19 protein-coding genes are annotated in these 25,030 nt (G+C 60.1%); 10 read left to right on the top strand and 9 right to left on the bottom strand.

The window, feature by feature from the left end:
• Window positions 1-36: 36 nt before the first annotated feature.
• The 5 genes from ACYQ54_RS08820 to ACYQ54_RS08800 all read left to right on the top strand — a co-directional run bounded on the left by ACYQ54_RS08820 (window position 37) and on the right by ACYQ54_RS08800 (window position 6,916).
• Window positions 37-1,320, top strand: coding sequence for an ABC transporter substrate-binding protein (locus ACYQ54_RS08820; protein WP_460081200.1), 1,284 nt, complete (start codon window positions 37-39; stop codon window positions 1,318-1,320).
• 117 nt (window positions 1,321-1,437) lie between these two features.
• Window positions 1,438-2,328, top strand: coding sequence for a carbohydrate ABC transporter permease (locus ACYQ54_RS08815; RefSeq protein ID WP_460081198.1), 891 nt, complete (start codon window positions 1,438-1,440; stop codon window positions 2,326-2,328).
• The gene (locus tag ACYQ54_RS08810; protein WP_460081197.1) at window positions 2,325-3,146 is read left to right on the top strand and encodes a carbohydrate ABC transporter permease; all 822 of its coding nucleotides are present in this window, start codon (window positions 2,325-2,327) and stop codon (window positions 3,144-3,146) included. Before ACYQ54_RS08815 ends, ACYQ54_RS08810 begins: the two co-directional genes overlap by 4 nt.
• Before the next feature lie 194 nt (window positions 3,147-3,340).
• Window positions 3,341-4,249, top strand: a complete 909-nt coding sequence (locus ACYQ54_RS08805) for a sugar kinase (RefSeq protein ID WP_460081196.1) — start codon at window positions 3,341-3,343, stop codon at window positions 4,247-4,249.
• Window positions 4,250-4,483: 234 nt separating this feature from the next.
• Complete coding sequence (locus tag ACYQ54_RS08800; RefSeq protein ID WP_460081193.1) at window positions 4,484-6,916, top strand: methyl-accepting chemotaxis protein; 2,433 nt, start codon at window positions 4,484-4,486, stop codon at window positions 6,914-6,916.
• Window positions 6,917-7,057: 141 nt separating this feature from the next.
• On the opposite strand, the gene iolB is transcribed toward ACYQ54_RS08800, so the two are convergent.
• The 8 genes from iolB to ACYQ54_RS08760 all read right to left on the bottom strand — a co-directional run bounded on the left by iolB (window position 7,058) and on the right by ACYQ54_RS08760 (window position 16,816).
• Window positions 7,058-7,861: a 5-deoxy-glucuronate isomerase gene (gene iolB / locus ACYQ54_RS08795; RefSeq protein ID WP_460081192.1), complete on the bottom strand. Its 804-nt coding sequence runs from the start codon at window positions 7,859-7,861 to the stop codon at window positions 7,058-7,060.
• Window positions 7,858-8,754, bottom strand: coding sequence for a myo-inosose-2 dehydratase (gene iolE, locus ACYQ54_RS08790; protein ID WP_460081191.1), 897 nt, complete (start codon window positions 8,752-8,754; stop codon window positions 7,858-7,860). The genes iolB and iolE overlap by 4 nt, the downstream gene beginning before the upstream one ends.
• A 202-nt stretch (window positions 8,755-8,956) precedes the next feature.
• A complete protein-coding gene (gene iolD, locus ACYQ54_RS08785; protein WP_460081189.1) occupies window positions 8,957-10,798 on the bottom strand; it encodes a 3D-(3,5/4)-trihydroxycyclohexane-1,2-dione acylhydrolase (decyclizing) in 1,842 nt (613 codons plus the stop codon).
• On the bottom strand, window positions 10,795-12,753 hold the full coding sequence (locus ACYQ54_RS08780) for a bifunctional 5-dehydro-2-deoxygluconokinase/5-dehydro-2-deoxyphosphogluconate aldolase (RefSeq protein ID WP_460081188.1): 1,959 nt from the start codon (window positions 12,751-12,753) through the stop codon (window positions 10,795-10,797). The genes iolD and ACYQ54_RS08780 overlap by 4 nt, the downstream gene beginning before the upstream one ends.
• Window positions 12,754-12,781: 28 nt before the next feature.
• Window positions 12,782-13,561, bottom strand: coding sequence for an ATP-binding cassette domain-containing protein (locus tag ACYQ54_RS08775; protein ID WP_460081187.1), 780 nt, complete (start codon window positions 13,559-13,561; stop codon window positions 12,782-12,784).
• Window position 13,562: 1 nt separating this feature from the next.
• Window positions 13,563-14,690, bottom strand: a complete 1,128-nt coding sequence (locus ACYQ54_RS08770) for an ABC transporter permease (RefSeq protein WP_460081185.1) — start codon at window positions 14,688-14,690, stop codon at window positions 13,563-13,565.
• Window positions 14,691-14,862: 172 nt separating this feature from the next.
• Window positions 14,863-15,804 carry a sugar ABC transporter substrate-binding protein gene (locus ACYQ54_RS08765; protein ID WP_460081184.1) on the bottom strand — a complete coding sequence of 314 codons (942 nt, stop codon included), beginning with the start codon at window positions 15,802-15,804 and terminating at the stop codon, window positions 14,863-14,865.
• Window positions 15,805-15,949: 145 nt separating this feature from the next.
• Complete coding sequence (locus ACYQ54_RS08760) at window positions 15,950-16,816, bottom strand: MurR/RpiR family transcriptional regulator (RefSeq protein WP_460081182.1); 867 nt, start codon at window positions 16,814-16,816, stop codon at window positions 15,950-15,952.
• 117 nt (window positions 16,817-16,933) lie between these two features.
• On the opposite strand from ACYQ54_RS08760, the gene iolG reads away from it, so the two are divergent.
• The 5 genes from iolG (at window position 16,934) to ACYQ54_RS08735 (ending at window position 22,848) form a co-directional block, all read left to right on the top strand.
• A complete protein-coding gene (gene iolG, locus ACYQ54_RS08755) occupies window positions 16,934-17,932 on the top strand; it encodes an inositol 2-dehydrogenase (protein WP_460081181.1) in 999 nt (332 codons plus the stop codon).
• 257 nt (window positions 17,933-18,189) lie between these two features.
• Window positions 18,190-19,323 carry a Gfo/Idh/MocA family protein gene (locus ACYQ54_RS08750; RefSeq protein WP_460081179.1) on the top strand — a complete coding sequence of 378 codons (1,134 nt, stop codon included), beginning with the start codon at window positions 18,190-18,192 and terminating at the stop codon, window positions 19,321-19,323.
• 187 nt (window positions 19,324-19,510) lie between these two features.
• Window positions 19,511-20,128: an NAD(P)H-dependent oxidoreductase gene (locus ACYQ54_RS08745; RefSeq protein WP_460081177.1), complete on the top strand. Its 618-nt coding sequence runs from the start codon at window positions 19,511-19,513 to the stop codon at window positions 20,126-20,128.
• A complete protein-coding gene (locus tag ACYQ54_RS08740; RefSeq protein WP_460081176.1) occupies window positions 20,128-22,017 on the top strand; it encodes a monovalent cation:proton antiporter-2 (CPA2) family protein in 1,890 nt (629 codons plus the stop codon). The genes ACYQ54_RS08745 and ACYQ54_RS08740 overlap by 1 nt, the downstream gene beginning before the upstream one ends.
• Window positions 22,018-22,170: 153 nt before the next feature.
• The gene (locus ACYQ54_RS08735; RefSeq protein ID WP_460081174.1) at window positions 22,171-22,848 is read left to right on the top strand and encodes a DsbA family oxidoreductase; all 678 of its coding nucleotides are present in this window, start codon (window positions 22,171-22,173) and stop codon (window positions 22,846-22,848) included.
• Window positions 22,849-23,055: 207 nt separating this feature from the next.
• Here ACYQ54_RS08735 and ACYQ54_RS08730 read toward each other — a convergent pair whose 3' ends face one another.
• Window positions 23,056-24,957, bottom strand: coding sequence for a beta-galactosidase (locus tag ACYQ54_RS08730; protein WP_460081173.1), 1,902 nt, complete (start codon window positions 24,955-24,957; stop codon window positions 23,056-23,058).
• Window positions 24,958-25,030 lie beyond the last annotated feature (73 nt).

Genomic DNA, 25,030 nt, shown 5'->3' with positions numbered 1-25,030 from the left:
AGACCTGCGGATTTTCAAACCTTAGGAAGTAAACTGATGTTGAAGTCCACTTTCCTGAAAGCCGTTGCGGCAACGGCGTTTACCTTCAGCACCTGGGCGTCCGCTCAGGCTGTCGATTTGCAATTCTATTTTCCGGTCGCTGTTGGCGGCAAGGCGGCTGAAACCATCCAGGAACTGACCGACGCCTATGTTGCGCAGAATCCGGATGTGACCATCGACGCAGTCTATGCAGGTTCCTATCAGGACACCGTCGCCAAGGCGATCACCGCTTCGCGTGGCGGCAACCCGCCCCAGCTTTCAGTGATCCTGTCCGCCGACATGTTCACCCTGATCGATGAAGACCTGATCCAGCCTTTCGACAACTATCTGACCAGCGACGAAGACAAGAAGTGGGTCGAGGGTTTTTATCCGGCATTCATGGAAAACAGCCAGACCGGCGGCAAGACCTACGGTATTCCGTTCCAGCGCTCCACGCCGGTGCTCTACTGGAACAAGGAAGCCTTCGAGGCAGCCGGTCTCGACCCGGAAGTCGCACCCGCAAGCTGGGATGAAATGGTCGAATTCGGCAAGAAGCTGACCAGGAAGGACGCCACCGGCAACGTCACCCAGTGGGGCGTGCGCATTCCGTCTTCCGGTTTCCCGTACTGGCTGTTCCAGGGTCTTGCAATCGAAAACGGCGCGATCCTGGCCAATGCCGATGGCAACAAGACCAGCTTCGATGATCCGAAAGTGGTTGAAGCCCTGCAGTATCTGGTCGACCTCAGCACCAAACATGAAGTCATGGCCCCGGGCATCATCGAGTGGGGCGCAACGCCGAAAGCCTTCTTCGAAGGTCAGACGGCCATGATGTGGACCTCCACCGGTAACCTCACCAACGTGCGCGACAACGCTCCGTTCAAGTTCGGCGTTGCCATGTTGCCGCAAAAGGCACAGCGCGGCGCACCGACCGGCGGCGGCAATTTCTACCTGTTCAAGGGGGCTTCCGACGAACAGAACAAGGCTGCCGTCAAGTTCGTGCAGTGGATCACGGCTCCGGAACAGTCCGCCAAGTGGACCATCGCAACCGGTTACGTCGCACCGCGCGCCGAAACCTGGGAAACCGACACGATGAAGGCCTATGCAGCCGATTTCCCGGCTGTTCTGGTTGCCCGCGACCAGCTGGAATTCGCCAAGGCCGAGCTAGCGACCTACCAGAACCAGCGCGTGACCGGCATCTTCAACGATGCTCTGGCGGCTGCCATCACCGGCCAGAAGGATGCCGAAACGGCGCTGAAGGAAGCTCAGGCCCAGGCCGACGAGATCCTGTCTGAATACCGCTAAAACCTCTCGAGGCGGAGCGCCGGGTCCCATTCCGGCGTTCCACCTCGTTTCCCTGACCTTTCGCCGTCCTGCCAGCAAAGGGCTTCAGGCCGGCCTCTCTCTATCGGACGCGAGACCATGAAGCGGGGCTTTGCCTTGAAACGCGACTGGATACACGGCTGGCTGCTGTTGTTGCCGGCAATGGTGTTTCTGTTTGCCTTTACCCATATCCCCGCGGTCACGACCTTTCTGAACAGCTTCTTTTCAACGCCGCGAGGACGCCGCCCGGCAAAGTTCATCGGCCTCTCCAATTATGAGCGCATGCTGGACGATCCCGTCTTCTGGAAGGTGCTGTGGAACAATGTCTGGTTCGCCTTCGGCACCATCCCGGCATCGGTCGGGCTGGCTATCGTCATGGCGCTCTGGGTCAATGACAGGCTGGCAGGCCGAAGCTTCGTCCGCATGGCCTATTTCACGCCGACCGTTCTACCGCTGATCGCCGTCGCCAATATCTGGCTGTTTTTCTATACGCCCGGGTTCGGGCTGGTCGACCAGATCACCGGTGCCCTGTTCGGCTGGCCAGCCAGCAACTATCTCGGCAATCCGGACACTGCGCTCAACGCCATCATCGTGGTGACCGTCTGGAAGGAAGCAGGGTTCTTCATGATCTTCTATCTGGCGGCTCTGCAGGCGATCCCGGTCGCACTGAAGGAGGCCGCGCAGATCGAGGGCGCCGGGCGCTGGACGATCTTCTGGCGGATCACCTTTCCGCTCTTGATGCCGACGACCCTGTTCGTCTGCGTCAACGCGGTCATCAATTCCTTCCGCCTGGTCGATCATATCTTCATTCTGACGGACGGCGGGCCGGACAACGCGTCGGCGCTGCTGCTGTTCTACATCTATGAGGTCGCCTTCCGCTTCTGGGAAACCGCCTATGGCGCGACGTTGACGGTCGCCTTGCTGGTACTCCTGTCGCTGCTCGCCATCGGCCAGTTCTTCTTCTTCGACCGCAAGGTGCATTACAAATGACCGGCACCGGTATTTCCTTCGACAGGATCCTCAATACCATTGCCGCCTGGGCATTGGCGCTCGTGTGGGTGCTGCCGCTGGCCTATGCGGTCTGGACTGCGTTTCATCCGGCCGCCTATGAGGCACGGTTCGAGCTTCTTGCCCCGTTGACGCTCGACAATTTCGCCAAGGCCTGGGACGCAGCGCCCTTCGCCCGCTATTTCCTCAACACCTTCCTGCTGGTGTCGATGATCCTTGCCGGGCAGTTTATCCTTGGTACGCTGGCCGCCTTTGCCTTTGCCCGGTTTCAGTTTCCAGGGCGCAATATCCTCTTCACCCTTGTCTTGCTGCAGCTTCTGGTGATGCCGGACATCCTGATGGTGGAGAACTATCAGACCATGCGGCTGCTCAATCTGGTGGATACCATCCCCGCAATCGCGCTGCCCTACATCGCGTCCGGCTTTGGCATCTTCCTGCTGCGGCAAACTTTCATGACCATCCCGAAGGAACTGGACGAGGCAGCGCGCATCGAGGGTGCTTCGGTTCTGGGCGTGTTGTGGCGGGTCTATATTCCGCTCGCAAAGCCGACCTATCTTGCCTATGGCCTCGTTTCCGTCAGTCACCACTGGAACAATTTCCTGTGGCCGCTGATCGTGACCAACTCGGTGGACACCCGCCCGGTTACCGTCGGTCTCAGCATTTTCTCGGCCATCGACAGCGGGGTGGAATGGTCGGTCATCAATGCCGCGACATTGATGACCTCCGGGCCGCTGCTGATCGCTTTCCTTCTCTTCCAGAGACAGTTCGTCCAGAGCTTTATGCGCGCCGGCATCAAATAAAATTATTTTTTGAAATGGCGGAAACCGGCGGTGGATGACAATTGCCCGGATGGCCAAACCGCTTTGGCAAGGCGCATAGACCTTTGTGCCACTTTTTAAGGCAGGGGCTTTTATGCTAATGGATTTAAATCCCGGTTTTCTGCGGGGTTTTCGCCTTTAGTTTTTCTGATCCCCGAGCCCCGAGGAGCCTCACCGTGTCATCCAAATTCCTGGCCATTGGCGAATGTATGGTTGAGATGGCGCCAACGGGCGATGGCACTTATGCCATGGGATTTGCCGGGGATACGCTTAACACCGCCTGGTATGCGCGCAAGTGCCTTCCGGCGGACTGGACGGTCGGCTACTACACTGCCGTCGGCCGCGATCAGGTGTCAGAGCAGATGCTTTCTTTCCTGAAAGAATCAGACCTGGAGACGGCTGCCATCCAGAAGCGGGACGACCGGACTGTCGGTCTCTACATGATCCAGTTAAAGGACGGCGAACGCAGCTTCGCCTACTGGCGCTCACAGTCTGCGGCCCGTTGCCTGGCCGCAGACAGGGGGCATCTGGCATCTGCGCTTGAAGGGGCGGGGCTGATCTATTTCAGCGGTATCACTCTTGCCATACTTCCTCCGGACGACCGGACTGCATTTCTGGAAGCGCTCAGAACAGCGCGAAAAGCCGGTGCCAAAACAGCGTTCGATCCGAACCTGCGCCCGCGCCTTTGGGAGGATGCGGACACGATGCGGGCGAGCGTGACGGAAGCTGCCGGTTGCTGCGATTTTCTGATGCCCTCCTTCGAGGACGAGCTGGCGCATTTCGGCGATGCGACACCTGACATCAGCGCCGACCGTTATCTGGCTGCCGGGGCTGGCATGGTGGTGGTCAAGAACGGCCCTGAAGAAGTGATCTGTGCGGATGCGGGCTCCCGGCAGGCTTTCCAGCCGGCGCCAGTTTCGAACATCATCGACACGACGGCTGCGGGAGACAGTTTCAACGCGGCGTTTCTGGCGACATATCTTTCAGGAAGTGACATCCCGGCAAGTGTCGATGCGGGTGCAAGCCTCGCCGGAAACGTGATCCAGCACCGAGGAGCATTGGTGCCAGGCCTTACTGCTGGCTGAGGTTTTCGGCCAGCAGACGTAGGGAAAGGTAATTTCCCCAAGAATTGATTCGCAATCTCTTGCCGAGAATATTGTGATTATTGACAGTATGATTTGAAACGCTTTTCGAATTCTTCGCGTATTATTGTCAAATTAATAACTTCATGAGGTGAAGTTAAGCTTTCATTCGTTCCTTCCGCCTTACGCTGCGTCGGATTTTGGTCGTTGGCTGATTGGCCGTCTGAGGGGGGACAAATGTTCTCGGAAATGCGTCTGTCGAAAAAAATTCCGGCACTTGTTGTAGGTGCTGCGGCTGTGGTTGGCATTGGTATCGGTGTTGAAAGCTATTTCACATCTGCGGAGAGCGTGAACCAGCTCACCAAGGCGCGGCTGACTGCTGCTGCAGAAACAGGTAAGCAGGAAATGCTTGATTATCTGCAGGCGATCGAGCGGGAACTGGTCCTGACTTCCAGGAGCCCGGGCACCATCGCGGCGGTTCGGGAATTTGCAAGCGCCTGGAGTGTTTGGAAAGAGTCCGGTGTCGATCCGGGCCCGAGTCTGCAGAAAGCCTACATCACGGACAATCCACACCCGACCGGCGAAAAATACAAACTCGACCGGGCCGATACCGGCTCCGGTTATGACGACGTTCACGCCAAATACCATGCCTGGTTCCGCAGTTTGCAGCAGGATCAGGGCTACTACGACGTCTTCCTGTTCGATAAGGAAGGAAATCTTGTCTACTCGGTCTTCAAGGAACTGGACTACGCCACCAACTTCAAGTCTGGTGGTGGGAAGTGGGCTGATACGGATCTTGGTGAAGTCTATCGCAAGGCGATGGTGGTGACGGATCAGCGCGCAGTCTCCTTCGAGGATTTTGCTGCCTACAAGCCCAGTTTTGATGCACCCGCCAGCTTCATGGCTCATCCTGTCATCGACAAGGGCGAGACGGTTGGTGTGCTCGCCTTTCAGATGCCGATCGACAAGATCAACGAGCTTATGAGCCACAATCTCGGGCTTGGCAAAACGGGTGAGCTTGCGCTTATCGGTGAAGATCGGCTGATGCGCAACGATACGCCTGTTACAGCGGATCAGAACGACATTCTGGTCACGGAATTGAGCGGACCGATTGTCGACAAGGCGTTTTCGGAGGGAACGGCCTTCGGATACAACTCCTATTATCAAGACGAACTCATGGATATCGGTGCGGAGAAGTTCGAATTCGGGGGCAAGACCTTCGCGATCCTTGCGATGCAATCCTACGCGGAAGCCTCGGCACCTGTGGTCGCGATGCGCAATCGCATGGTGCTCGCGGGTTTTGCTCTACTTGCTGTTATTGCTGCCGTCGGTTTCTTTGCAGCACGCACGATCACGAAACCCATCGGCAAGGTGGTTGACGCAATGAACCGGCTTGCCGGGGGGGACACGCACGTCGAGACGGATGGAGCCGAACGTGGCGATGAGATCGGCGACATGTTCAAGGCGGTTGCCATCTTCAAGGACAACGCCATTCAGCGACGCCATCTCGAAGATCAGGCCCGCAACGAGCGTGACAAGGAACGCCAGCGTCAAGCCTTCCTCGAAGGCGTGATAAAGGAGTTCAAGTCGATCATGACCGACCGTCTTGCAACTGTTTCCGATCAGATGGAACGGATGCGGGGAGCCGCCACGACGTTGGAAGATCTGGCGACCAACGCGAAGTCGGAATCCGATCAGGCTGGACATGCCTCCATCAACGCTTCTGAAAATGTTGCCGCGGTTGCCGCCGCAACGGAAGAAATGACGGCGACCGTTCAGGAAATCGCAAACCAGACCGAAGCCACCACCCGCATCGTTATGGAAACCGTGGAGGCCGCTGAACAGACCAACCGGAATGTTCAGACGCTTTCCGAAGCTGCCGAACATATCGGCAGCGTGGTCAATCTCATTCGCGATATCGCGGAGCAGACCAACCTTCTGGCACTGAACGCCACCATCGAGGCGGCCCGCGCGGGCGAAGCCGGTCGCGGTTTCGCGGTCGTTGCATCGGAAGTGAAGCAACTTGCGGAGCAGACATCAAAGGCCACGGACGAAATTTCGGGCCGGATTTCAGGCATCCAGTCCTCGGTTCGCGATGCTGCAGGTGCTATCGAGCACATCGCCGAGAAGGTGTCCGACATCAGGAACCTGACAAGTTCCGTTGCCGGGGCAATCGAGGAACAGCGGGCAGCAAACCAGGAAATCGCACGTTCCGCTCGCGCGGCCAGCGACAGCACCGGCAACGCCGCCAACAGCATGTCTTCCGTTTCCGGAGCGGTGGAACAGACTTCCACGGAAGCCGGATCCGTCAGCACTGCCTCCGATCTGGTGTCGGAGGCGAGCTCCAGTCTGGCTCGAGATGTCGAGAATTTCCTTGCCGACGTGACCCGGGATGTCGAGGACCGCAGGCGCTCGGTCCGCAAGTCGATTTCCGCGGATGTTGCCATTACGTTGTCGGATGGCCGCAATCGCGCAGCGCAGCTGATGGACGTCAGCATCACGGGTGCCCAGATACTGGACATGACCGATCTGCAAATCGGCGAGAGCATGACGCTGAAATTTCTGGATGGCACCGTGCTGCATGGCAAGGTCGTGCGCCAGACGGAAGTTGGCTGCGGTGTCGAATTTGCTGAGCGGCTTCCGGAGAGCCACATTCTCATCGCCGCATAAGAGCGCAGGTACGAAAAATGAAAAAGGGCGCCCGTTGGCGCCCTTTTTCTACTGCCTTCACGCTGTGCAATCCTCACCCTGAGGAGGGCCAAAGGCCCGTCTCGAAAGATGGGCCGCTTGCTCAGTCCCTGCTACTTGAACCTACCCTGCGTCCCGTAGGGCGATCCAGTCGTGGTCCGGGTGGTTCTGGAACCGCCACTTGCGCAAGGGGCCGGCCATGACGTTGAGATAATACATCTCATAGCCATAGGGCGCGCCGCAGGGGTGGTGGCCCTTGGGAACCAGCACCACGTCGCCATCCGCGACCGCCATCGTCTCGTCCAGTTCGCCGTCTTCGGTGAAGACGCGCTGGAAACCGAAGCCCTGTTTCGGGTTGAGGCGGTGGTAATAGGTCTCTTCCAGGTAGGTCATATCCGGGAAGTTGTCTTCGTCGTGCCGGTGCGGGGGATAGGACGACCAGTTGCCTTGCGGGGTGAACACTTCCGTCACCAGCAGGCTGTCGGCAATGTCGCTTTCTTCCATCGCGATCGGATGAATGTAGCGGGTGTTGGCACCCTTGCCGCGTTCCACCTGACCGATGTCTGTAATGACCCGCGCCTTGTAATTCCCCTTGCCCGGTGCGCTGCAAACCGCCAGAACGCAGTCGGTGGTCGCCGTCGCGGACCAGCTGGTTCCGTTGGGCACATAGACGCAATGCGGCTTCTTGCGTTCGAACACGCTCATCCGGTCTCCCAGTTCACCAAAGCTTTCGCCGGCAGCGGAGATCGACGCCTTGCCTTCCACCAGCACAAGGATGACTTCCTTCTCGCCGGTCTCTTCCGATGCCGATTGTCCGGCTTCCAGATGGTACAGCCCGAAGCCGACGTAGCCCCACCTGGCGCTTTCCGGCGTGATGTCGTGCACCTTGCCGGAGGTGCCGGACGGTTTGACGAGAAGATGGCTCATGTCAAATCCACTTCCTTTGCGAGTTGCTTGAGGGTCTTGAGGCCGAGGCTCTGATACTGGAACGGATTGCGGACTTCCGGGTCCTGCTCTGCCTCGATAACAATCCAGCCTTCGTAGCCGGTATCCTTCAGGATCTGGAGAAGAGGTTTGAAATCGACACCGCCTTCCTCGTCGCCGGGCACGGTGAAGACGCCGGCACGGACGCCATCCATGAAGGATTTCTTGTCGTCACGGATTTCCTGCATCACAGCCGACCGCACGTTCTTGGCGTGGAAGTGCTTCACCCGGCCGGCATGTTTTTGCAGCACGGGTGTCGGATCCTGACCATTGCTGCCGAAATAGCAATGACCGGCATCGAACAGCAACTTGGTCGCCGGGCCGGTGGCATCCATGAAAGCGTCGATTTCCGCCGGTGTCTCGACCACAGTGCCCATGTGGTGGTGGTAGACAAGGTCGATGCCCTGGCTTGCACAGAAGGCCGCGAGTTCCTCGATCCTGGCGCCGAAGGCTTTCATTTCTTCGGCGCTCAGAACCGGGCTGGTGTTGATGTCGACCTGAGAGCCCTGAATAGTGTTGGAGGTCTCGCAGGCAATGCAGACCTTGCAGCCATTGTGCTTCAGCTTGTCCAGATGCGGCTGGATCGCCTTCTTTTCGGCCTCGACCGACTGGGCCAGCAGGTTGAGCGAATACCAGCCGGAAATGAACTTGAGGCCATGGCTGCCGAGAAGCTGTTTCAGCTCCTGCGGATCGTTCGGCCAACGGTGGCCGTTCTCGATACCGTCGAATCCGATTTCGGAGGCTTCCGAAAGGATTTGCTCTGTCGGGATATGCGCGCCGAGGGTCTGGTCGTCGTCATTGGCCCAGGCGATCGGGTTTGTGCCGTAAAGGATCATGGCTGTTGTCCTGTAACGCGTCGGAGCGTTGGAGTTGATCGTAACTTTCGAACCTCATCCTGAGGAAGCGCTTCAGCGCTGTCTCGAAGGATGGGCCGCTTGTTCGGTATATGCCGCCCATCCTTCGAGACGGACCTGACGGTCCTCCTCAGGATGAGGTGTGACTGGTTGGAAAAGCTGGGCTGGTGTCCTGCATTCTCCCTCAATCGACAAGGCTCTGATGCCTCAGCGCGTCGACATAGCCTTCACGCGCCTTGTTGACCTCGGCGCGCTCGGAGACTTCCGGCACGGCAACGTCCCACCAGTGACCACCGCCATTCTCGCCCGGACCGTGCATCGGATCGGTCTCGATGACGATCACCGTCGGGATGGCCCTGTCTCTTGACGCCAGGATCTGAGCTTCCAGGTCGGCAATGTCCTTTGCCTTGACCGCATGTGCGCCCATGGCGGCCGCGTGGGCGACGAAGTCGATGTCGGGCTGGGCCTCGACATTGCAGGTTTGATAGAGGTTGTTGAACTGATTGCCACCGGTGCCCATCTGAAGCCGGTTGATGCAGCCGTAACCGCGATTGTCGGTCAGGACCACGGTGAACGGCACCCGCCGCATGACGGCGGTCGCCAGTTCGGAGTTGGCCATCATGTAGGAGCCGTCGCCGAGGAAACAGACGACGTCCCGCTCCGGCTGAGCCAGCTTGACGCCCATGGCACCTGCAATCTCGTAGCCCATGCAGGAATAGCCGTATTCCATGTGATAGCCGCCCTGCGGGGCCTGCCACAGAAGCTTCAGGGCGCCCGGCATCGTGCCGGCGGCGCACATGGCAATTGTTCTGTCTGTCGAGGTCCGCTGAACTGCGCCGATCACCTCCGCATCAAGCGGCAAGTAGTCTTCGGGCACATTCGTTCTGGCACTGCAATGGGCGTCAACCTTCGCCAGCCAGTCGAGCCGCGACTGCGGGTTGAACGCAGACTTCTTCTCCGCGCCGAGCGCAGCGGAGATCTTCTCCAGGGCCACTTTGGCATCGCCGATGACGCCGACAGCACCATGCTTCAGCGCGTCGTACCCTTGAGTGTTGATCGACACCAGCTTGCGCCCGGGCGCCTTGAAGAGCGCCCAGGAGCCGGTGGTGAAATCCTGGAAGCGGGTGCCGATACCGATGACGAGATCGGCGGTTTCCGCAATCTCGTTGGCGCAGGCCGAACCATCGACACCGGCAGTGCCGAAGTTCATCGGGTGCGACTGGGCGAGCGCCGATTTGCCGGCCTGGGTTTCGATCACGGGAATGCCGTGGCGGGTGGCGAAGTCGCCGAGCGTCTCTTCGGCCTGCGAATAGATAACCCCGCCGCCGCAGACGAGCACCGGGTTCTTCGCGCCCTTGATGAGTGCCGTGACATCGGCAACGTCCCGGCTGTCCGGTTCCGGTCTGCGAATGCGCCAGACCTTCGGTTCGAAGAAGCTTGCCGGATAGTCGAAAGCTTCTGCCTGGGTGTCCTGGCAGAAGGCCAGGGTGACAGGGCCACAGTTGACCGGATCGGTCATCACGCGGAAGGCCCGCGGCAATGCCGTCAGAAGGTGTTCCGGCCGGCTGATCCTGTCGAAATAGCGTGAGACAGGGCGGAAACAGTCGTTGGCGCTGACGGTACCGTCGTCAAAGTCCTCGACCTGCTGCAGCACCGGGTCCGGTGCGCGATTGGCAAAGACATCGCCAGGGATCAGCAGCACCGGCAGGCGGTTGACATGGGCGAGTGCGGCGGCGGTCACCATGTTGGTAGCGCCCGGGCCAATAGAGGAGGTCACGGCCATTGCCCGTGTCCGTTTCTTCGCCTTGGCATAGGCAATGGCGGTGTGGGCCATGGTCTGTTCGTTCTGGCCGCGCCAGGTTGGCAAGGCGTTGCCGGCCTGTTCCAGTGCTTCGCCAATACCGGCGACATTGCCGTGGCCGAAGATCGCCCAGACACCGTCGATGAAACGCTCGCCGTCCTCGTTCATTTGCGCCGAAAGATAACGGACCATCGCCTGGGCGGCTGTCAGACGGATCGTACTCATGCGGGAATTCCTTGGGGTTCGTTGACGTTCGCCTCAGTTCCGGCTTCTGCGCGGGCTGTATCCCAGATGGTGCACAGGCGGTCGAAGCGGCTCACCATGTCGGCGACGGCAGCTTCGTCTGTCAATTCGCCTGCCAGCCATTTTCGGGCGGCTTCCGCGAAAATCGTGCGACCGACCGCAAAGCCCTTGACCAGCGGGAACCGGGCCGCTTCGGCAAAGCTCGCGGCCAGTTCTTCTTCCGGTGCATCAAGGCCAAGCACCACGATGCCGCGGGTAAAGGGGTCGTTGTCGGATATCGCAGCACAAGCTTTCGCCCAGGCCTCTGCCGAGGTCATCGGTTCCAGCTTCCACCAGTCCGGGTAGATGCCGATGTCATAGAAGCGTCGGATGATGTCCGCCGTGGTGTCAGTGTCTACCGGACCGACCTTGGAAGGAATGACCTCCAGCAGCATTTCCAGCCGGTTGCGGCGGCAGGCCGCAAACAGACGTTTCAGGACATCTTCCTGCTCGGCCTTCATCGCATCCGTGTCGTGCGGATGATAGAAGCACAGCACCTTGACCACATGCTCCGTGGGCCATTCGGCCAGGCCGCCGAAATCAGGGCCGATTTCCGGCTCCAGTGTCAGTGGCCGGGAGGTTGGCCACTCCACCGGATGACCGATCCAGAGCCCGGTTCCGGCGGCCCGATAAAGTGCCTCGCGGCCGTGCCGGCTATCACACAGGATGCCGTAGCCCGGCTGGCCGTCTGCAACCGTGAGGGCTGCGTCGAGGCAGAGTTTCTTGAAAGAACCGATCCGCTCGTGACCGGCATTGGCCGTATCGGCCATCTGTTCCAGCTGGATGCGGTGGTCGAAGGCAAAGACACGCATGGTCGACCAGTCGCCACCGTGAAGCCGGCTCCGGTTGGTGGACCAGTGGATCTGCTCCAGCTCCGGGTCCTTGCGCAGGGCCTTGTCCTTGACGCCCCGTTTCAGGAAAAACTGAAGTTCCTCCCAGCTCGGATAGGCAGGCGTGCAGCCATGACGGGAAACCGCGAAGGCTCCGCAGGCATTGGCATAGGTCAGGGCCGTGACCCAGTCTTCGCCGGTGATCCACCCCTTCAGAAGGCCCGACATGAAGCCGTCTCCGGCGCCCAGGACGTTGAATACCTCGATCGGAAACCCGGGACCGGAAACGCCCTCGTTGAGACTGTCGGGAATTGCTCCTTCGAAGGCGGTCGCACCCATCGGTCCACGCTTGCAGACCAATGTTGCACCGGAGACCTTGCGCACGTTGCGGAGCGCCTCAACCGTGTCGGTGGTGCCTCCGGCAATGTGGAACTCCTCCTCGGTGCCGACGATCAGGTCGAAGAGATGCAAGGTCGACTGCAGTTTTGCCGTTACCTTGTCGGAGGCGATGAAGCGGTTCTCGCCGTCGCCGTGGCCGGACAGGCCCCACAGGTTGGGGCGATAGTCGATGTCGAGCGCAGTACGGCTGCCGCTTTCCCTGGCAAGCCTCAGGGCCTTCAGTACGGCGGCTTCCGTCTGCGGATGGCTGAGATGCGTGCCGGTGGCGACAACCGCCTTGGCCGAAGCGATGAAGGCGGGGTCGATGTCATCTTCGCTGAGGGCCATATCGGCGCAGTTCTCGCGGTAGAAGATCAGCGGGAACTGTTCCTGGTCGCGGATGCCGAGCAGAACGAGGGCGGTCAGGCGCTCTCTGTCGGTGATTACGCCGTGTGTGTCGACACCGTGCCGTTCCAGTTCCTCGCGGATGAAACGGCCCATGTGTTCATCACCGACGCGGGTGATCAGCGCGGACTTGAGGCCGAGCCGCGCCGTGCCGCAGGCCATGTTGGTGGGTGAGCCGCCGATATACTTGTTGAAGCTGGCCATGTCCTCCAGACGGCCGCCCGCCTGGGCTCCGTAGAGGTCGACCGACGAGCGGCCTATCGTGATGACATCGAGTTTCTTCACGTGCACATTCCGTTTTTCATTCAGCCCGTCAGATGGTGCCGCCGAGGGAACCTTCCAGTTCCGCCAGTTCCTGGCCACCGGCCATCAGGTCCTGAAGCTCTTCCGCTTTTATGTCCCCACGCAGTGCGGTGCCAAGCGTCTTGCCGCGATTGAGCACCGTAAACCTGTCGCCCACAGCCATGGCATGGCGCACGTTATGGGTGATGAAGACGACGCCAATGCCTTTCTGGCGGACCTTGTCGATCGTCGCCAGAACGTTGGAGGTCTGGCGCACGCCCAAGGCCGATGTCGGTTCGTCCAGAATCAGCACCTTGGCACCGAAGAAGACGGCTCGGGATATGGCCACGGTCTGGCGTTCCCCGCCCGACAATGTGCCGACTGCCTGTTCCGGCGAGCGCAGATGGATGCCCATCTTGGCCATTTCGGTCATGGTGACTTCATTGGCCTGGGAAAAGTCGAAGAACTTGAACGGACCAAAGCTCTTCTGGGGTTCCCTGCCCATCCAGAAATTGCGAGTGACCGACATCAGCGGGATCATCGCAAGGTCCTGGTAGACGGTCGCGATGCCGGCTTCCATGGCGTCGCGCGGGCTGTCGAAATTGACTTCCCTGCCTTCCATCAGGATCTTGCCCTTGGTCGGCTTGTGGACGCCGGACATGGTCTTGATGAAGGTGGACTTGCCTGCGCCGTTGTCGCCCAGAAGGCAATGGCATTCACCGGCCTTGACGGAGACAGAGACGCCATTGAGAGCGATCACCGGGCCGAAGTGTTTCTCGATATCGACGAGTTCGATGAGGTTGTCGGACATCTTAGCGTTCCCCCGTGATCATGCGGCGGATGTAGGTGTTGAGGATCACGGCGAGCAACAGGATCACGCCGAGGAAAACCCGGAAGAGGGAGCTTTCGACCCCGGCGAAGAAAAGACCCTGCTGGACGACGCCGAAGATCAGCGCGCCAAGGGCCGCGCCGACCACCGAGCCATAGCCGCCGGTGAGGAGCGCGCCGCCGATGACCACGGAAATGATGGCTTCGAATTCCTTCAGAAGGCCGCGGTCAGCCGCGGCCGAACCGAATTCCATCACCTGGCAGGTGGCGAAAATGGTCGCGCAGAAGGCGGAGAACATGAACATCAGGATCTTGACCCGGTTCACCGGAACACCGACGTAGCGAGCGGCCTGGGAATCGCCACCGGCTGCGAAGATCCAGTTGCCGAAACGGGTGCGGGTGAGAAGGATGTGGCCGAACACGATCAGGATTACCGCCCAGATCATCAGCATCGGGATACCTTCAACCACCGGCAGGCCGGCTTTCGGGCCGGCGACGAACTTGCCGACGATGCCGAGATCGGCGAGCCAGACGAAAAGACCGGAAAAGACCTTGCCGCCGAAGAGCCAGGCAATGGGATCGCCTTCTGCTGCCTCACGCACACCGCCGATGATTGTCTTGCGGGTGGTGGCAATGGAAATGAAGATCGTCAGGCCACGCAGGATGTACAGGAAGGCGAGCGTGACGATGAAGGACGGCAAGCCGGTCTTGATGACCAGGTAACCGTTGAGCGCGCCGATGGCCAGCGCCATGGCAAAGGCGACCAGGATGCCGAACCATGCGGGGAAACCCCACTGAACGGTGAAAAGCGCGATGATGACGCCGGAAAAGCCGATCATCGAACCGACGGAGAGGTCGAACTCGCCTGCGATCATCAGGAGGCAGGCACCGACGGCGATGATGGCGAACTGGGCAGAGACTGTGCCCCAGTTGATGATGCCTTCCGGAGCGAACATGCCGCTGTCGCTGGCGATACCGAGGAAGAACATGAATACGAGAATGGTGCCGCAGATCGCGCCCAGCTCCGGGCGGATCAGGGCTTTGCGCATGGGCGACATTTCGCGGATGCGCTCGTCTTTCTGAGGGGCGGCAGCCGATTGTGTCTCAGCCATAGGTCTCCTCCTGCGTGCCGGGGTGGCCGGCCGCGTCCAGTATGCGGCCCGGCCGCAGAACAGTGTTCTGGAATTCAGCGCTTCCCCTTTTTAGGGCGCGCGAGCGTGTCGATTGCAAGGGAGAGGCGGCAGACCGCCTCTCCGCCGGACCGCGCCTGGCGGTCCTTGGGTCTTAGCGGTATTCGCCGGCGTATTTTTCCACCAGGGCAATGTTGCCCTTGGTCACGAAGCCCGGACCGGAGTTGATGGAGTTGCCCGGAACCACGCCATAGCGAGCCAGGTTCGTCAGGATGACGACCGGCAGGTAACCCTGCAGGTAAGGCTGCTGGTCAATGGCAAAGGCAATCACGTCACCCTTGATGGCTTCTGCGATTTCGCCGGAAAGGTCGAAGGTGCCGAAGTGAATGGTGCCGGACTTGCCCATGTCTTCCAGCGCGGCCAGCGTCGGATGTGCGGACGTCGGGCCGAGTGTCAGGACGCCGTTGGTGTCCGGGTTGCCCTGCAGATATGCCATCACCTTGGACTTGATTTCAGCCGGGTCCTGGCCGCTGTCGATCATCTGGCTGCCGAGTTCGACACCCAGTGCATCGGCATAGCCCTGGCAACGTTCAACCGAAGCCGGGTTGGTGATGTAGTGGTTCACACAAAGGAAGTTGGTGACGCCGGCCGCCTTGGCCTTTTCGCCAGCACCTTTGCCGGCATCGTATTCCGGCTGGCCGACATGCATCAGAGCGCCGATCTTCTTGGACTGCTCTTCCGTGCCGGAGTTGATGGTGATGACCGGAATGCCCTTGGCAACCGCATTGGACAGAGGGCCGCTGAGAACGTCGTAGTCGGCGATCGTCGCGATGATACCGTCTGGGTTGGACGCAGCCGCCTGCTCGATGATGCGGGCCATGTCGGCAAGGTCACCGGTCGGCGGGTTGCGGTATTCCACTTCAACGCCCATCTGGTCGCCGGCAACGGCAATGGCGTTCTTGATGGTGTTCCACCAGCTGTCGCTGTCCGGTGCGTGGCTGACCAGCACGAAACGTTCACCGTCGGCGGACGCCGGAGCGGCAAGGCCGGTGAAGGCAACGGCGGCGGCCGCCATCGCGATAAGTGTCTTCTTCATGGTGTTCCTCCCAGAACGTGGACCGCGGGTCTCAAACAATCCCACCCGCGTCATCAGAAGTCTGTGGCGACTCCGGATCGCCGGTGCCGCATTTGGAATATAAATTCCATTTTTATCGGAGCGCAACAGATTTTTTCCAGAAAGCTCACATCCGGTTCCTCTGCGCCCCGACGGAAACGGCCAGGGCAATGGCGAGGGAAAGGCTTGCCGATAATGCGCGGAACGCTCCGACGTCGAGTTCGGAGACCAGAAGCTGGATTGCCTTGAGGCGGGCGAGCGGGCTGGTGACCACATCCGTTATGGCGACAATATCGGCGCCGCTTGCGCGAGCCTTGGTGGCCATGTCGATGGTCATTTCCGTGTAAGGCGCAAAGGTCACCGCAATAACCGCGTCGTTCGGCCGGATCAGGTGTTCCATGTTTATGTTGGCGATGCCTGAATGAAGAACGGCAGGAACATCCATTTTTTCAAAGGCATAGGCGAGGTAGGATGTGACCGGGAAGGCTCTTCTGAAGCCGATCATGTGAATGGTCTCGGCGCGCGCCAGCACATCGACCGCCTGTTGCAGGGCGGACGGGTCGACGGTTGTCAGCAGGTTTTCCAGCGAGGCGCGGCCAACCTCGACAAATTCGGCCAGGAGCGCGGAGGGCGACTCGGTGCCATGCTCGCGCAATTTGGCGAGGCGGGTGGCATAGTCCGGCCACTTCTGGGAATAATCGGAGCGGAACAGTTTCTGCATTTGCGAAAAGCCGGAAAAACCCATTTCCTGGCAGAAACGCATGACCGCGGAGGGCTGCACGTCGGCGCCTTCGGCCAGTTCCGCAACGGTGGAAACCGCCACCTTGTCAGGATTGGCGGCAATGTAATTCGCAAATTGTTTCAGGCGCTTGGGCAGCCTGTCCGCGGTGTTGCCGAGACGAGCGAAAAACGCGTCGATGGACTGCGGTGGAGCAAGGATTTCGGCGGAAGCGAGGTTGGCGTCCTGGTCTGGATCGGGCGAGGCGTCATTCATTGTCTTCTTCTTTTCCGGCTTGACACATTCCGTCGAAAGTGATTTTGGAATTTTTATTCTAAATTGGCAAGCGCTGGTTCAAACCGCTCTGTCACATATTATCCGGGAGGAAATATCATGGCCGTCAATGTCGCCCTGCTTGGGGCCGGACGTATCGGTAAAGTGCACGCAAAGGCCGTTGGCGCAGCGGCCGGTGCGACGCTTGTTGCGGTCGCGGACGCCTTCCCGGAAGCTGCCGAAACGCTTGCTGCCGCCTATGGCGCGCGGGTCAGCACGATCGACGAGATTGCGGCTGCCGGTGACGTCGATGCAGTGATCATCTGCACGCCGACCGACACCCATGCGGATCTGATCGAACAATTCGCACGGGCCGGCAAGGCGATCTTCTGTGAAAAACCCGTCGATTTGTCCCTGGACCGCGTGAAGGCCTGCCTGAAGACGGTTGAAGACCTCGGCGCAACCCTGATGCTCGGCTTCAACCGCCGCTTCGATCCGCATTTTCGGGCGGTCCGTACCGCCATCGACGAAGGCCGGATTGGCGACGTTGAAATGGTGCAGATCACCTCGCGCGACCCCGGCGCGCCGCCGCCTTCCTACATCACATCGTCCGGCGGCATCTTCCGCGACATGACCATCCACGATTTCGACATGGCCCGGTTCCTGCTGGGTGAAGAAGTCACAACGGTTTATGCGACTGGTTCGGTTCTGGTCGATCCGGAAATCGGCAAGCTGGGTGACTACGACAGTGCCATGGTGGTGCTGACGACGGCATCCGGCAAGCAATGCTCCATCTCCAATTCCCGCCGGGCCACCTATGGCTACGACCAGCGGATCGAGGTGCATGGCTCCAAGGGTGTGGTGAGTGCAGAAAACCAGCGTCCGGTGTCCATCGAAGTGGCGACGGAGGCCGGTTACACCCGCCCGCCGCTTCATGACTTCTTCATGACCCGCTACACGGAAGCCTATGCGGCTGAAATCACCGCCTTTGTTGCGGCCATCGAAACCGGAACGGCACCGTCGCCAAGCGGCGAAGACGGCCTGAAGGCGCTTGCCCTGGCCGAGGCCGCTCTCAAGTCCATTGCCGAGCGCCGTGCCGTCGGCATGGATGAGGTTTAAGCGCTCCAGACATCGGAACGCAGAGACAGAAATCGCCACGTCGTCATTGCCGGGCTTGACCCGGCAATCCATGCCCTGGATTCCGCCTCCAGCACCGTCCGTAAGGTGATGAAACGGCATGGATCCCATGGTCAAGCCATGGGATGACGAGGTCAGCGACAAGATGTTCGGTCCAATCGGCCTCATCCTGAAGCGGGCTCAAGGGTCCATCGCTTCGGATGGGGGGATTCACCAGTGCAAGCGCAAGGATTATCGCAATGACAAGTCTCGGTATCGGATTGATCGGCACCGGTTTCATGGGAAAGTGCCATGCGCTTGCCTATGGTTCGGTGAAAGCGGTGTTCGGCGATGTGCCGGCGACCCGCCTGGAAGTTCTGTGCGATGTTCCTGCAGAAAAGGCTGAGGCCTTTGCCGACCAGTTCGGCTTTGCCCGGGCGACCAGCGACTGGAAAGATCTGATTGCGGATCCGAAGGTCGATATCGTCTGCATCACCACGCCCAACAAGGTACACAAGGAGATGGCGCTTGCCGCGCTTGAAGCCGGCAAGCATGTGCATCTGGAAAAGCCGATGGCGCTTAGCCTGGAGGATGCCAGGCAGATGCTGGCGGTTGCCGAAAAGACGGGTGCCAGGACCATCGTCGGTTACAATTACCTGCACAATCCGGCGATTTCCCATGCCCGCAAGCTCATTGCGGACGGGGCTATCGGCCGGATCGTGCATTTCCGTGGTATGGTCGATGAAGACTATCAGGCCGATCCGGAACTCGCCTGGACCTGGCGGGCAACCAAGGCCGATGCCGGTCTCGGCACACTCGGCGATCTTGGCTGTCACCTGATCTCGCTGGCAACGGCCCTTGTGGGACCGGTCGAAAGCCTGATCGCGGAAACGAAGACCGTTCACGAAACGCGGCCATTGGGTGACGGCTCAAGCGAGCGCCGTCCGGTAGAAAACGAAGACATCGCCTCCGCGCTGCTGACCTTCGAAAACGGTGTCCATGGGGTTGTCTCGACCTCGCGCAGCGCCTGGGGCCGCAAGAGCTACATCGCCTTCGAGGTGCATGGAACGGAAGGCATGATCACCTTCGATCAGGAGCGAATGAACGAACTCCGGCTCTACCAGAACCGGGGCGAGCTTGCCGAACAGGGGTTCAAGACCCTGCTGACCGGACCGTCCCATCCGCCGTATGGCCAGTTCGTTCCGGCCGCCGGACACCAGCTCGGCTTCAACGATCTGAAAGTGATTGAGGTACATGAATTTCTGAAGGCGATTTCCGAAGGCCGCAACGCGGTCCCTTCATTCCGGGAAGCTCTTCATTTGGAAGCGGTGATCCACGCGATCGCCAAAGCCGGCGAAACAGGCACCCGTGTGCAGGTCTCCAAGGCGGACTGACGCCGACAGCATTCCACTGTCTACCGCTCACTTTATTGTTCAATGGGCGCGAACAGGCCGGTTCCTGTTCGCGCCCTTTATCTGTTTGGGATGGTCCCTATAAACTCCTGAGAATACAGACCGTTGGCCTGCCGTGCCTGGCAGGCCCTGCCGGCTCTGCGGGCTTACTCAGATCCGGGAGATCCTCTTGGCCAAGGTAATCGTTTTCTTTGCCCACCCACGACCACACAGGTCGGAGGTGAACCTGCCGCTGTTTGAAACAGCGCGGTCGATCGAGGGTGTCACCGCCGTAGATCTTTATGCGGACTATCCGGATTTCAGCATCGATATCGACCGGGAACAGGACCGGCTGCGGGCGCATGACGTGATAGTCTTCCAGCATCCGCTCTACTGGTATTCGGCTCCGGCCATCATGAAGGAGTGGCAGGATCTCGTCCTGGAACACGGCTTTGCCTATGGCCACGACGGCAAGGCGCTTCATGGCAAGGTGTTCCTGAACGCGGTCACGACCGGTGCCAAGCCGGATGCCTATTCGCAGACAGGCATGAACCACGCCGAGTTGCGCAGTTTGCTTGGTCCTTTCGAAAAGACGGCGGACCTGTGCGGCATGCGCTACCTCGCTCCCTTTGCGCTGTTCGGGGCCGGGCGGGCGCTGGAGGAAAATCGGTTTGAGGCCCACCGTGTGGCCTATGAAAAACTTTTGAATTCGCTGGTCGGCGATCAGCTGGATCTTGCAAAGGCAGCTGCGGCGCCGGTCCTGCCGAACGAACTGGACGCATTCCTGCTCGCAGGGGAGATAGTCTGATGGCGCTACTCAGCGAAGCTTTTGTCTATCTGTGTGCGGCCGTCATCGCAGTGCCGATTGCAAACCGGCTCGGCCTCGGGTCCGTGCTCGGTTATCTGATTGCCGGTGTGGTGATCGGGCCGGTCATCGGCATTGTCGGGTCGGAGGCCGCCGACGTTCAGCATTTTGCCGAATTCGGCGTGGTGATGATGCTGTTCCTGGTCGGGCTGGAACTGCAACCCGCCATGCTCTGGAAAATGCGTCAACAACTGATCGGGCTTGGCGGCTTGCAGGTTATCGGGACGGCTCTTGCCTTTGCCGGGGCCGGTCTGGCGTTCGGACTTCACTGGCAGAGCGCTCTGGCACTTGGCATGATCCTGTCGCTTTCCTCCACCGCCATCGTCTTGCAGACGCTCAACGAGAAGGGGTGGTTGAAGACGCAAGGCGGGCAAAGTTCCTTCTCGGTGTTGCTGACCCAGGATATCGCGGTCATCCCGATGCTGGCCCTTCTACCGTTGCTTGCCATCGGCGGTCACGGCGGCGAAACGTCCGCGGACGGGCATGGCGAGAGTGCCGGTCATGGCAGCGAAGCTCTGGCTGCCTTGCCGGGCTGGGCACAGGCCCTCGTCATTCTGGCTGTCATTGTGGCCATCATCCTGGCAGGACGCCATCTGCTGCGACCTGTCTTCCGGTTCATTGCCGAAGCTCGGCTGCGGGAAATCTTCACCGCAACGGCGTTGCTGCTGGTGATCGGCATTGCCCTGGTGATGGATTTTGTCGGTCTGTCGCCGGCGCTTGGTACCTTCCTTGCCGGAGTGGTCCTGTCCGACAGCGATTACCGTCATGAACTGGAAAGCGACATTGAACCGTTCAAGGGCCTGTTGCTTGGCCTGTTCTTCCTGACGGTGGGGGCGGGGATCGATTTCGATCTCCTGTTCGGTTCCCCTTTGTCGATCCTCGGTCTTGCGCTCGGGTTGATGGCAGTCAAGTTTCTGGTGCTGTTCCTGCTGGGGGCACTCTTTCGCCTCAAGGGACCGGACCGGTGGTTGTTCGCGCTCGGGCTTGCCCAGGCAGGGGAATTCGCCTTCGTGCTGTTCGGCTTTGCCTCCGGCAGCGGAGTTCTGGAGCCGGCCCTGATCAAGACCATGACCCTGGTGGTGGCGATTTCCATGCTGCTGACGCCGGCCTTGTTCATCTTCTACGAAAAAATCGTCGCTCCACGTGCTCTCGCGAAAGCCGACCGGGAACCGGATGTGATCGACCAGCGCGGTCGCGTCGTTGTTGCTGGCATGGGCCGGTTCGGACAGATCGTCTCCCGGCTGCTGCTGACCAGCGGCTATGACGTGATCATTCTGGACCACGACCCGCAGACGATCGAGAACCTGCGCAGGATAGGCATTCGAACCTTCTATGGCGATGCGACCCGGCCGGATCTTCTGCACGCTGCGGGGCTGGCTGAGGCCGACCTCTTCATTGCCGCGCTCGATGATCGCGACAAGCAGACGGAACTGGTGGAACACGTCGCCAAGGCCTATCCGAAGGTCCGGATCCTGGCCCGTGCCCGCGATCGGCATCACGTCTACGAACTCGAAAATGCCGGTGCCCATTTTGCGGAGCGGGAGGTCTTTGAAGGGGCGCTGGCGCTCGGGCGCCAGGCGTTGACCGAACTGGGCTTTCATCCGTTCAGGGCCCGGACCAAGACCCGGGAGTTCCGTCATCACGACATTGCGATGCTCGATGACCTTCGCGAGAACTTTAACGACGGCGGTGTCGACACGTCCTATATCGACGCCATGCGGGCGCATTCCGAAACCCTGTTCGAAATCATGCAGGTCGACCGGGGTGGCGACCTTCCTGAAGGCCCGGAGCGCGGCTGGACACCGCCGCCGAAAGGGGACGCGACGCTGTGATGCCATGATGAAAAGCGGCGCAATGAACGGAAAATGAGGTTTCCTGACGGTAACCGCTGCCTTTTCCTACCCGGCAGCGGCTCCTATATGCAGGGCAAGACAGACGAAGGTGCCAGCCGGATGCGGCTGACCCTGCCAAAACAGGGATCTACCATGACTTCGCAAGACACCGACAAGACCGGCCTCGATGATGTTTTGCAGATCGACATCGTGTCCGATGTCGTCTGCCCCTGGTGTATCGTCGGCTTCAAGCAGCTTGAACAGGCAATCGCCCGTACCGGGGTTTCCGCCGCCATCAAATGGCACCCGTTCGAACTCAATCCGGACATGGCCTCCGAAGGTGAAAACCTTCGCGAACACATCATGCGCAAGTACGGTTCCAGCGCGGGGCAGTCCCAGGCAGCTCGGGACCGGCTGACAGAACTGGGTGCGAGCCTCGGTTTCGACTTCAAGTTCACCGACGACATGCGCATGGTGAACACGTTCAAGGCGCATCAGCTGATCCATTGGGCCGGCGAGAGCGGCAAGGAACACCAGTTGAAGATGTCGTTGTTCGAGGCCTATTTCGGCGACCGGAAAGACCTCAACGACAATCAGGTTCTGGCGGATGTAGCAGAAGGCATCGGCCTGGATCGGGCTGAAGCCCTTGCCGTTCTGGAAGACGGCCGCTTTGCCGAAACCGTCCGCGCGGAAGAAGCCTTCTGGACCGGCAATGGCATTCACGGCGTTCCGGCGGTCATCTTCGAGCGTCAGCACCTGGTTTCAGGTGCGCAGGGCGCCGACAATTTCGCGGCTATCATTACCGAACTGACGAAAGGCAAGGCGGCCTGACCGAAAGCCTCTAGGCAACCTGTCACTTATCCAGCTTCTTCGTCATGCCATGGCTTGACCATGGCATCCACGCCGTTTCGTTACCACTCGGCGGGCCAATGTTTGAAGCTCCGTCACGGCATGGATTGCAGGATCAAGTCCTGCAATGACGGGGAGAAGGAAGAGCTGGATTCTCTAACCCTTCCCAGTGTGGAGGCCACTGTTTCCTCAGAGCTTTTCGAACAACACCCCTGCGGCTTCGATCCGGCCGGCAGGGGTGTCGGCAGGTTCTGCGCCGTAGTTGGTCCAGATCCTGAGGCCGTCGGTCAAGCGGCAGCGAACGCCACCGGCAAGGTCGAGTGTGTCGATACCGGCTTCCTCGCACAGCATGGTGTAGAGACGCTTCAACACGGTTTCGTCGCCCCAGCCACCCAGATAGACGAGATGTTCCTGGCGGTAGGCGGCGGGTTGGCCGTCTTCCAGTTCAAGGATGACCTCGCCGGCACCTTCCAGTTCCTCGCGGTAGCCTTTGAAGAAGCCACCACCCTTGAGCGGCATCGGCATGTCCGGGCGCAGGGTTTCGACGCGCGAGACAGCAAGATCGAGACCGGGTATGTCGGGCGGCAATGGCACGGGGATGACCATGTCGGCGTTGCGGGCAGCCGTACGCGGGCCCAGAACGACGAGGGCCTCGGTTTCCGCAAGCACCTTTTTGAGGTCCTGTGGCACATAGATAAGCCCGGGAAGGGCAACGATCCTGTATCCGGAGAAATCTCGGGTTTCACCGCGCAGGATGTCGACCGAAAGTCCGAGCTTGCGCAGGGCCTTGTAGGTGTCGAACACGAGCTGGAAGTAGGAAAGTCCCTTGCCATGCGGCTGGGTGGTCCAGGTGAAATCCGCGTCATAGTCGAAGATCAGTGCGACGGATGCCTGCGGAGCTGAAACGTCTGGTGCGTCGCGCAGTTCGTCGGCAACCTTGCGGGCTTCGAGAAGGGCTGGCGCATCGGCATTGTCCGGGCGTAGCATGCCGGCATGCATCTGTTCCTGGGCGAAGGGGGCCTGGCGCCAACGGAAATAGCACACGGCTTCCGCGCCATGGGCATAGGCTTCCCATGCCCAGAGCCGCATCATGCCCGGCATTGGCGCAGGGTTGTGTGGGGCCCAGTTTACCGGGCCCGGTTGCTGTTCCATTACCCACCAGCGGCCGTTGCCGACAGCACGATAGAGATCGTGGTGGAACGCCTGGAAGTCCGGATCGCCCTGGCGCATGAAGGCCCGCTGATGGGCGTCATCCGCTCCGACACGGTCTTCCAGGAAGCCGAGGGGGTAGCTGTCCCAGGTGGCGATCTCGAGATCGTCGCCAACCTTGAAGTGGTCGAAATCGGTCACCCGGCCCATGTAGTTGTGGCTAATCGGCGCGCTGGAATGCGCCCGGATGATATCGACCTGGCGCTTGTTGAAGCTGACCACCTGATCGGACGAGAACCGCCGGAAGGCGAGCGTGTGCGACGGGTTGGGTTCGGTCACCGTCAGGTTGGGCAGGTCGATCTCGTCGAAGGAGAGATACTCCATCGACCAGAAGACATTGCCCCAGGCGCGGTTCAGGGCTTCGATGGAGCCGTAACGTTCCTTCAGCCAGACCCGGAATGCCTTTCGGGCGGCGTCCGAATAGGAATGGATCGTGTTATGGCATCCATATTCGTTGTCGGTCTGCCAGGCCGCGACGTGCGGATTGCTGCCGTAACGCTCAGCAACAAGCTTCACGATCCGGTCGCTCTCCTGGCGAAAGCCCTCGTGTGAAAAGCAGTAATGGCGGCGTGAACCGAACTTGCGCGGTTTGCCATCGGCATCGACGGCGACCATGTCGGGATGCTTGTCGACGACCCAGCGCGGCGGTGTTGCGGTTGGTGTGCCGAGAACCACCTTCAGTCCGGCACGTCCCAGGGTCTCGATGGCCCGGTCCAGCCAGTCGAAATGCAATTCGCCCGGGCGAGGCTCCAGGCGCGACCAGGCGAACTCACCAATGCGGATCCAGGTCAGGCCGGTCTCCGCCATTCGGCGGGCATCGGCTTCCCAGATTTCTTCCGGCCAGTGTTCCGGGTAATAGCAGGTGCCGAGGGTGCGTTTCATGATGGGTGCTCACTGAGTTGCGTTTCTGCAATCGTCATTCGAGGCGAGACGCGTTGCCGGTATTCGTTTGTCG

Source organism: Roseibium sp. LAB1 (genome assembly GCF_054658235.1).
This window is presented reverse-complemented; position numbering and strand designations above follow the sequence as displayed.

Excerpts from the sequence above, each read along its gene's own strand:
- ACYQ54_RS08820 (WP_460081200.1), top strand. The coding sequence starts at position 37 with ATGTTGAAGTCCACTTTCCTGAAAGCCGTTGCGGCAACGGCGTTTACC.
- ACYQ54_RS08815 (WP_460081198.1), top strand. The coding sequence starts at position 1,438 with ATGAAGCGGGGCTTTGCCTTGAAACGCGACTGGATACACGGCTGGCTG.
- ACYQ54_RS08810 (WP_460081197.1), top strand. The coding sequence starts at position 2,325 with ATGACCGGCACCGGTATTTCCTTCGACAGGATCCTCAATACCATTGCC.
- ACYQ54_RS08800 (WP_460081193.1), top strand. The coding sequence starts at position 4,484 with ATGTTCTCGGAAATGCGTCTGTCGAAAAAAATTCCGGCACTTGTTGTA.
- iolB (WP_460081192.1), bottom strand. The coding sequence starts at position 7,861 with ATGAGCCATCTTCTCGTCAAACCGTCCGGCACCTCCGGCAAGGTGCAC.
- iolE (WP_460081191.1), bottom strand. The coding sequence starts at position 8,754 with ATGATCCTTTACGGCACAAACCCGATCGCCTGGGCCAATGACGACGAC.
- iolD (WP_460081189.1), bottom strand. The coding sequence starts at position 10,798 with ATGAGTACGATCCGTCTGACAGCCGCCCAGGCGATGGTCCGTTATCTT.
- ACYQ54_RS08775 (WP_460081187.1), bottom strand. The coding sequence starts at position 13,561 with ATGTCCGACAACCTCATCGAACTCGTCGATATCGAGAAACACTTCGGC.
- ACYQ54_RS08770 (WP_460081185.1), bottom strand. The coding sequence starts at position 14,690 with ATGGCTGAGACACAATCGGCTGCCGCCCCTCAGAAAGACGAGCGCATC.
- ACYQ54_RS08765 (WP_460081184.1), bottom strand. The coding sequence starts at position 15,804 with ATGAAGAAGACACTTATCGCGATGGCGGCCGCCGCCGTTGCCTTCACC.
- ACYQ54_RS08760 (WP_460081182.1), bottom strand. The coding sequence starts at position 16,816 with ATGAATGACGCCTCGCCCGATCCAGACCAGGACGCCAACCTCGCTTCC.
- iolG (WP_460081181.1), top strand. The coding sequence starts at position 16,934 with ATGGCCGTCAATGTCGCCCTGCTTGGGGCCGGACGTATCGGTAAAGTG.
- ACYQ54_RS08750 (WP_460081179.1), top strand. The coding sequence starts at position 18,190 with ATGACAAGTCTCGGTATCGGATTGATCGGCACCGGTTTCATGGGAAAG.
- ACYQ54_RS08740 (WP_460081176.1), top strand. The coding sequence starts at position 20,128 with ATGGCGCTACTCAGCGAAGCTTTTGTCTATCTGTGTGCGGCCGTCATC.
- ACYQ54_RS08735 (WP_460081174.1), top strand. The coding sequence starts at position 22,171 with ATGACTTCGCAAGACACCGACAAGACCGGCCTCGATGATGTTTTGCAG.
- ACYQ54_RS08730 (WP_460081173.1), bottom strand. The coding sequence starts at position 24,957 with ATGAAACGCACCCTCGGCACCTGCTATTACCCGGAACACTGGCCGGAA.